The organism is Mangrovitalea sediminis (genome assembly GCF_002514725.1).
GTDB lineage: Bacteria > Pseudomonadota > Gammaproteobacteria > Pseudomonadales > Oleiphilaceae > Mangrovitalea > Mangrovitalea sediminis.
In genome coordinates this window covers 26,794-35,584 of the sequence record NZ_NTLB01000009.1, presented here as the reverse complement: position 1 = coordinate 35,584, position 8,791 = coordinate 26,794, and the positions used below count along the sequence as shown (strand labels likewise).

Below are 8,791 nucleotides of genomic sequence, written 5' to 3'. Positions count from 1 at the left end.
CATTGCGCCGCATGGCAGCAGGCAAACTCCGAGTTTAGCTTCCGGGTGTAGTATCGCCGTTGGTCAGTCATGGGGTGTTGTTACACCGAGTGGCGTCTCATTCGGCGCAATGCCCTTCGATTATTGCGCCCTACGGCTTTTCACGCTAATCCGCGATGAACCTTTTTTTTTGCTTTCGCATCACCTCCGCATAACAAAAACCCCGGCGCCTGGCGGCACCGGGGTTCCATTTGTGACGCACCGGGATCGTGCTTACCAATGAATCCCACGCATCAATGCGGCAAAGGCCACCTGCTCCGTGGACACTTTGGGCTTCTCGTCAGTCTGCTGACCTTGAGCGGCCGCTGAGTCCGGGAACATCCGGTAGCCGGTATTCATGATAATCTCGCCCATTTTCGGTGCCAGCGAGTGCAGAACCTGCGCGAAGGTACCGAGACGAGTGGCAATACGCTTGGGCCGGTAAATGATCGCTTCGGCCACCAGATCCGCCGCCTCTTCGGGTGTCAAAGTCGGCACTGAATCGTAGATCTTGGTCGGGGCGATCATCGGCGTCTTCACCAACGGCATATTGATCGTGGTAAAGCTCACGTTGCGATCGGACCATTCCGCCGCCGCACACCGCGTCCAGGCATCGAGTGCCGCCTTGGAAGCGACATAGGCGGAAAAACGCGGCGCATTGGTCAGTACCCCAATGGAAGAGATATTGACGATGTGCCCCCGCTTGCGCTCCAGCATCGCGGGCGCAAAGCCCATGATCAGCCGCAAGGCCCCAAAATAGTTCAGCTGCATGGTGCGTTCGAAATCATGCGGCCGATCGAAAGACAGTGTCAGCGAGCGGCGAATCGAGCGCCCCGCATTGTTGACCAGGACATCGACCGGGCCGTGATTTTCCAGCACCGTTTTCACAAACTGGTCACAGGCGGCCATATCGGAGAAATCGCAGGAATAGGCAAAGACTTCACCACCCAGTCCCTGCAGTTCCCGACGGGTTTCTTCCAGCTTTTCAGGCGTACGGGCACCGATAATAACCGTGGCACCGCTTTCCGCCAGTTTTCGCGCCGTGGACAAGCCAATACCGGACGTTGCACCGGTGACCACACAAACCCGCCCCTGAACAGCGCCGCGCAACGTGCGATCCTTGTAAAGATCGGGATCCAGGTGCCGCTCCCAGTAATCCCAGATCGCCGGGGCGTACTCGGGAAGACGGGGCACGTCGATACCGGTACCGGCAAGCACTCGCTCGGCTTCCCGGGCATCGAAACGCGTTGGATAATTGATAAAGGACATGACTGTACGGGGAATACCGAGGTCTTCCATCACCGCCTGGGATATACGACGCACCGGCGGCAGGTTCTTGATGCCCTGACGGATCATCGGCGGAATGAAACCGAACATCCGGGAATCGATGCGCATAGCCATGCGCGGCGCGTGCCCGGCTTCGGAGAAGATATTGAGCACTTCGCCGACCTTGTAGGGATCGGGATCGACCAGATGGAAGCACTTTCCATCTTCGCCCGGCGCATGGGCAATATGGTCCAGGGCATCAACCACGAAATCCACAGGAACAATGTTGAGCCGTCCGCCTTCGATACCCACCGTTGGCATCCATTGGGGCAATGCGTTACGGATTTTCTGGATCATCTTGAAGAAGTAATAGGGACCATCGATCTTATCGATTTCCCCGGTTTTCGAGTGCCCGATGACCATGCCCGGACGATAGACCCGCCAGGGAACCTTACAGGACTCGCGCACCAGACCTTCCGAATCATGCTTGGTGCGCAGATAGGGGTGGTCCAGTTTCTGTGCCTCGGCAAACATGTCCTCGCGGAAGGTCCCTTTGAAGAGCCCCGCCGCCGCGATGGAACTGATATGGTGGAAACAACCTGCAGACATTGCCGCGGCAGCGTCCACCGCATGCCGGGTGCCTTCGACATTGGCAATACGCTGGCTCTGTTCGTCTGCCGCCATGTCATAGATGGCGGCAAGATGGAAGAAATGGTCGACCTGCCCTTTCAGCGTCTGCAGATCCGCATCGCTCAACCCCAGGTTGGGAGCGGCCAGATCACCCACAACCGGTACCACCTGAGAACTGTCAGCGCCCCAGCGTTCCTTCAAGGCCTCGAGTTTATCAACGGATTGTTCACGGACCAGAAGATAAACGGTGCCACCACGCTTGAGGAGCTTCTCCACAAGGAAGCGCCCGATAAATCCGGTGCCGCCGGTCAAAAAGTACTTCATAGCATTCCCATCCTGGTTTTCTTGGTTTTGTTGGCACGACACGCTGCGCAATCTTCGCAGGCGCTCGCATTGTACCCGGTTGTAAACGCCAAGTATCTGTTTTTATTAGAGTATTTGCTCCAGAGCCAAATAGCTAAGTATTTGACTTCTCAAACAAAATTACGACTAAAGACTAGCACAGAATGCATCTGGCCTTGCGAACGGGGAACAGAGCAACGGACAGGAACCGGGCAACAACACCCCAAAAAAACGGGAAAACGGAAAATCGGCCGGATTAGGCCGCCAATGCCAGAGCAGGGCTGTGGGTCTCATCCCGGGATCCGGCACCCGAAACCAGAGCCCCCTTTGAGCAGATTCAGAGTAACGTTTCGTCAACCTGCGTCCCATCAACTCCCGAAAGACAGGGGCAACGTTTTTCTCTACGAAACAGACAATTACCCTGCTGCAAACTGATCATCGGCCAATGCATCTGCAAAGTATTTCAATACTTACTCAAGTCATGCAATTCACGGTAGCGAATGACATAATAACGCTGAAATGCGGAGATAGGCGGCGCCCGACTGCTGCCTTAAACCGCCCAATAAGCTTTCAGGAAAACGCCGCCATGTCCGAAGATAAATCCGATCGCTACATCAAGATCGCCCGCGCCTGTCTCAGGGCGATCAATGAGGTGTCGCGCGACGCCCCCTCTCGCGACGAAAGCGTGCAAAAGGTGTATTCCGCCATCGAAGACGCCTTTAACAGTGAGATGAACTTCTATCAGGAAGAACTGGCGGTCCTGACATCCGTTCTCGAACGCATTGCCAATGGCCAGTTAAGTCTGGAAAAAAGTCGTGCCCTGGCCCAGGAAACCCTGCGGGAACGCCAGCATTGGCAGGACAACAGTTCACAGCTGCATTGACCCCGTAGCGGCACATGCCACTGAACAGGGCATCTCGCCCCCTCTGCGGAGCAAGTTTTGACGCTCCGCGGATCCGGGTATGACTTAAGCCCCCCAGCATTGAAGGAACTGGCCGTCTATGATCCGACTTAGCGGTAACGTCTTCCTACGCCGTCTTGGTGCTACAACCATCCTCTTGCTTCTTGCGATTGGCACTTTTTCCGCACAAGCAGCCGTCACTCCCGAGAAAAGCCCTAACGACGCGCACCACTACCGGGTAATTACGCTCCCGAACCAACTGAAGGCGTTGCTTATTTCGGATCCGTCCACTGACATGGCGGCAGCTGCCATGGACGTGGCCACCGGCAGCGGAGACGATCCTGCCGATCGCCCTGGTCTCGCACACTTCACTGAACACATGCTGTTCCTCGGCACGCGGAAATACCCTGCCCCTGATGCCTACCAACAGTTCATCAGTGCCCATGGCGGCGATCACAACGCCATGACGATGTTCGAGCACACCAATTATTTCTTCGACATCAATGCGGACGCGTTGGCTCCGGCCCTGGACCGTTTCGCCCAACAATTCACGGCTCCGTTGTTCAACCCCGGTTACGTCGAACGGGAAAAGCATGCGGTCAGTTCCGAATACAGCGCCAAAAAGCAGAGCGACAGCCGCCGTTTCTATTCCGCGTTTCGGCAGGCGCTCAACCCGGCACATCCCTATAGCCACTTTTCGGTCGGTAACCTGACGACCCTGGCCGACCGCCCCAACGACAAGGTGCGCGACGACCTTCTGAGGTTCTATCAGACCCACTACTCTGCCAACCTCATGACGCTGGTCGTCTACGGCAAGCAATCGCTGGATCAGCTGGAAGCGCTGGTACGTGAGAGATTCAGCCATATCCCGAACCGTCACCTGAAGCGCAGCCAGTATGGGATGCCGCTCTTTAAGCCCGGTTCGCAACCGCAGCTGCTCAGGGTCCAGTCTCTGAAGGAAACCCGTCAGCTACAGCTCAGCTTTCCGATTCCGTCGACGCGCGATCAATACGGCATAAAGCCGACGTCCTACATCGCCAATCTGCTGGGACACGAGGGCCGCGGCAGTCTTCTGTATGTACTCAAGAAAGCGGGCTGGGTCGACGGCCTCTCCGCTGGCGCCGGTTTGGATACCGGGCATCAGGCGCTGATGGAAATCAATATGTCGCTGACGCCTGAAGGCCTGGAGCATTGGAAGGACATCGTCGCCCTGACCTTCGATGCCATAGGCAAGGTTCGCGAAGACGGCATCCGGGAGCTCTACTATCAGGAAAATGCCCGACTGTCCCAGATCGCCTTTCGTTTTCAGGAGCAATCCGAGCCCATACATCTGGTCAGCCGCCTGGCTACCGAGCTTCAGGACGTTAAGGCACAGGATGTCCTGAAAGCACCCTACATGCTGACTCATTTTGCCCCAGACGCCTACCGGGCCATTCTCGACAAGCTGACGCCGGCCAACCTCACTGTCGCCATCCTGTCGCCACAGCCACTCCCAAAGGGGGCCGCCAAGACCCAATGGTATGACACGCCCTACAGCGTAGAGCCTCTCGACATGCCGGCGCTTCTGAAGCAGTCCCAGATAGCGCCCCTCGCCAGTCAACTGGGTCTACCGACCGCAAACCCCTTTATTCCGGACCGGCTGAGCCTGGTATCCGGCGCGACAATGACGCGGCCGGAAAAGCTCCTCGACAGTCCTGTAACGCTCTGGTATGCGAGGGACAAGCGCTTTGGGACGCCGAAAGCCAATATCTATCTTAACCTGCGATCCCCAGTCGCCAACGCTTCGCCTCGGGATGCGGTTCTCAGCAAGCTGATGGTCGCGCTCGTCATGGATCAGCTCGATGCCTATGCCTATCCAGCGCAACTCGCAGGCCTGGATTACGACGTATATCACCACCTGCGTGGGATATCGGTCCGTGTCGGCGGCTATGACGACAAGCTGCACCTGCTACTGACAAAGGTGCTTCAGGCGATCGCCCATCCATCACTGAAAGAAGAGCGCTTCCGGATCGAACGACAGCAGTTGATCGACAACCTGCGCAACAGCCACAAGGCAATCCCCTACCAGCAGGCGATGAACCAGGCCCAGCATCTTCTGATAAGCAACCTCTGGTCTAACGATCAACAATTGGCCGCGGCCCGCAAGGTGACCTTTACCGACCTCAAGGCTTATGCCTCGGGCTTTTCGAAGCAGCTGCACCTGGTCATGCTGGCCCATGGCAACCTGACAGCGGCCGGCGCGCTCAACATGGCGCAGGCCAGCCAGGCCATACTCCTCGGTAACAGCGAACGGGTGGACGTGCCTCGCAGCCAGGTCCATGCCCTGCCCGCACAGGCCGATCTGCGTTTCGACTGGCCGGTCGATCATCCGGACACGGCATACGTCCGCTACATCCAGGGACGCAACAACAGTGACGCTGAGCGCGCCCGCTTTCTGCTCATGGGACAAATCCTGTCGAGCCCCTTCTACAATGCCCTGCGCACCCAGCAGCAACTCGGTTATATCGTTTTCGCCACCCCGTTTCCCATCCTGAAAACCCCGGCCTTGGCCCTCATCATCGAATCGCCCAAAGCCAGCGCCGCAACCATCGATAAACAGGTTTCCCTCTTTATGGACGGTTATGCTGACCAAATGGCATCGATGTCACCGGAAGCATTCCAACAGCAAAAAGCGGCCGTGATCACCAACCTGCGGCAGAAGCCGAAGCGACTGGGAGATGTAACCGAACGCTATTGGCGGGATATCGATGAGGACGATGCGGGCTTCGATCTGCGGGAGCGCCTGGTCAGGGCCGTTTCGGCCATCCGGCAGGCGGATCTGGTCAGGTACTATCGCCAGAATATTGCACCAGAGCGCCGATCGCTGACGGTGGTTACAGGCCGCGCTATCCCTACGACAGGGAATGCAACTGTCGAGAAGGCGCTCAGCCAAGGCGGTTATATACAGGACTGAAGCGCGAGTGTCGGCGGGGCCTCTGACACCCCGCCGACGCTGCGCTCACAGATAGGGAATCAGCGCTTCACCCCAGTAATGCAGCTCTTCGAGAATATGACGATCCCTCGCCGAAATATCGTGCTGCTGCAGACGCAGAGCGATCGTCTCCAGATACGCCGGAAGACTGCGCCACCCTGCCGACGGCTGAATCAGCCGCTGCTGCCGGAAACGTTCCCAGCGTTCCTGTTCCTCGCCGTCCAGCGTCGACGGGAAGTTGCGTGCCCGATACCGGAAAACCATCTCATCCAGACGGGCATCCTCGAAACTGGGGGTCTCCTCGCCCATATGCGCCGGCTCCACCTGCAACAACCGGTTGAGTTTTTCCCGGTCGGCCTTGCCGATAAAACCGCCACTGTAGAGACTTTCATCCACATCCGGCACAGAATCAGCCGACGGGGCTCTCGCCTGGAAAACCGTGGCAACCTTATCGGCCAGTCCGTCCGCCGTGCGTAGTCGGGATAGATGCTCCCGCAAGCGGTCACCGTCCAACTCCATCTCTGCCAATCGCTCGGACGATAACGTTTTTAACATGGCAGCCGGAGTCAATATCGGACAACGATTCGCGTGCACAGCCTTCAGAGGGATACGCCGCTCACCCGGCGGCAACTGATCCTGCGGTACAAACAACCGATCACGAATCTGCTCCACCGTGGCCGTCAGCAACGGCTCAGGGTCCTCTCTCAAATCGTACACGATCACGGCATTGGGATTGTCCGGATGACGTGCGATAGGTGCGACCAGTGCGCCGCACCCCAATCGAGCCGGATAGCGGGACGACACATGAAATACCGGCTGCATGCGCTGAACATCCAGCATCGCGAACGCCGATGCCTTATCCTTGTGTGTCAGGACATACTCGAACAGGCGGGGCTGTTTCTCCCGAATCAAGCGGGCCATCGCAATGGTGGCATAGACATCGGACATCGCGTCGTGCGCCGCCTCGTGTGCGATGCCATTCGCCTCGGTCAGCTTTTCGAGACGAAAGCTCGGAGAACCGTCCTCGTTACGCGGCCAGACAATCCCTTCGGGACGTAGTGCGTAGGTCAGCCGCACCATATCGATAATGTCCCAACGGGAATTGCCATTCTGCCACTCCCGGGCATAGGGATCGCGCAGGTTCCTGAACAGGGTGTGGCGGGTCACTTCGTCGTCGAAACGCAGACTGTTATAACCGACAACACAGGTTCCCGGCTGTGAGAATTCATCGAGTATCCGCCCGATGAACGCCGCTTCGACCAATCCCTCTTCACGGGCCTTCTGGGGCGTTATGCCGGTAATCAGGCAGGCGTCAGGGTCCGGTACATAATCCTCGCCGGGCTGGCAGTAAAGAATCAGCGGTTCACCGATGATATTCAGCTCGGCGTCAGTACGCACGCCGGCGAACTGGGATGGACGATCGTGTGCCGGGTCGGCACCGAAGGTTTCATAGTCATGCCAATAGAAGGATTGCATAGCGTTTCGCGTTCCGGCGTTGGGGCGACTGGAAGGCGTTTCCTGTCGCCGACGTCTTATACGGTCAGGCGCCCACGGAAGAGCAGGCGACGCTATGGTAGCACCCCGAAACGGTCGGGGTTAAAACATACCGACCCCACGGTCGATATATTCAGTGCGGGCGCGCGGGATACCGGTAATCAACTTGGCCATATCCAGCGTCATAGAGGTGGGAATGTTGAAGTAAAGGCCAGGCCCTGCGGTAATGCTCTTGCCGCTGGCCGGATCCTGCCAGGTCAGGGTGCTCTTCTGGAAGGAAATAAAGAAATCGTTGGTGTATCCCACAGTGCCGTTAGCATTGGCAGAGCCGATATCCAGCGTTTGCAGATTGCTGAGAGGCGCGCAATTGACGCTGTTGGCGCAATCGGTACCGGTGCCGGCAATCCCGATGTATTGGGCATTGCTGTTGGTCGCGGTACCGGCCGAGTTCAGCAGTTGTGCGTCGACTGTATTACCACTGCTGTCGATCACCTTCATGCCAATGTTACCGCTCAGGGAGTTGATAGTACCGGACAGCGTTCCCCTGGCCTGGTTGAAACCAATCCGAAAACCGTCGATAGAATCTGTGCCATCCGTTGATTGGGCCACTTCGACATAAGGATCGATGCCTTCGAAAGGCACGATATCGCCCACAGCGTAGGTGTTGCCGTCGAGTTGCACCTTGGTGGCGTCGGTAGAGATGTGACCCAGGGAGAGATTGGTGATATCAACATTGGAGGTCAGCGCCGCGTTCCCCAACGTCACCTGATTGACGTTGGCTTGGACAGACGTAGTCATCCCCAGCGTCACACGGGTAAAATCCTCCGATGACGTTTGGACGACGTCTACCGCCGCCATGGCCTGCCCTGTCACGTTGCTCAGAGCCTCATCCGACAGAGGCTTGAGATGCGCCTGCACACTCGACATGCAGGCACAAGTCACCGCGAACAGGATCACCCTAATGAGAGAATCCCGATGCATAGGCTGTTTTTAGGTCTCTGAAACGTTTTCTGGGAAACGCTTTTTAGTTTTAGTGTTACGACTATAGGGAGAGCCGGCCATGAAAAGAGTGATACTTGTCACATCGGGCCGAGTATTTTATTCGAGTCCTTACACAAATTTGACCCTGATCCCAAATTTTATTGCCAATCAATAAATTAGTACGTTAG

The 8,791-nt window shown here is 57.1% G+C and carries 5 protein-coding genes; 2 read left to right on the top strand and 3 right to left on the bottom strand.

Annotated elements, in window-relative coordinates:
* Window positions 1–252 precede the first annotated feature (252 nt).
* Window positions 253–2,238 (bottom strand): SDR family oxidoreductase, encoded by a 1,986-nt coding sequence (locus CLR77_RS19720; RefSeq protein WP_097462440.1) that lies wholly within the window; start codon window positions 2,236–2,238, stop codon window positions 253–255.
* 604 nt (window positions 2,239–2,842) lie between these two features.
* Between CLR77_RS19720 and CLR77_RS19715 the strand changes: the two genes are divergently transcribed.
* Together CLR77_RS19715 and CLR77_RS19710 are read left to right on the top strand one after the other, a co-directional pair.
* Window positions 2,843–3,139: a hypothetical protein gene (locus CLR77_RS19715; protein ID WP_097462439.1), complete on the top strand. Its 297-nt coding sequence runs from the start codon at window positions 2,843–2,845 to the stop codon at window positions 3,137–3,139.
* 118 nt (window positions 3,140–3,257) lie between these two features.
* The gene (locus CLR77_RS19710; protein WP_097462438.1) at window positions 3,258–6,110 is read left to right on the top strand and encodes an insulinase family protein; all 2,853 of its coding nucleotides are present in this window, start codon (window positions 3,258–3,260) and stop codon (window positions 6,108–6,110) included.
* 45 nt (window positions 6,111–6,155) lie between these two features.
* Here the strand turns inward: CLR77_RS19710 and sbcB are convergent, their stop codons facing one another.
* Together sbcB and CLR77_RS19700 are read right to left on the bottom strand one after the other, a co-directional pair.
* Window positions 6,156–7,604, bottom strand: coding sequence for an exodeoxyribonuclease I (gene sbcB / locus CLR77_RS19705; protein WP_097462437.1), 1,449 nt, complete (start codon window positions 7,602–7,604; stop codon window positions 6,156–6,158).
* A 120-nt stretch (window positions 7,605–7,724) separates the two neighbouring features.
* Window positions 7,725–8,549 carry a hypothetical protein gene (locus CLR77_RS19700; protein WP_227520021.1) on the bottom strand — a complete coding sequence of 275 codons (825 nt, stop codon included), beginning with the start codon at window positions 8,547–8,549 and terminating at the stop codon, window positions 7,725–7,727.
* Window positions 8,550–8,791 lie beyond the last annotated feature (242 nt).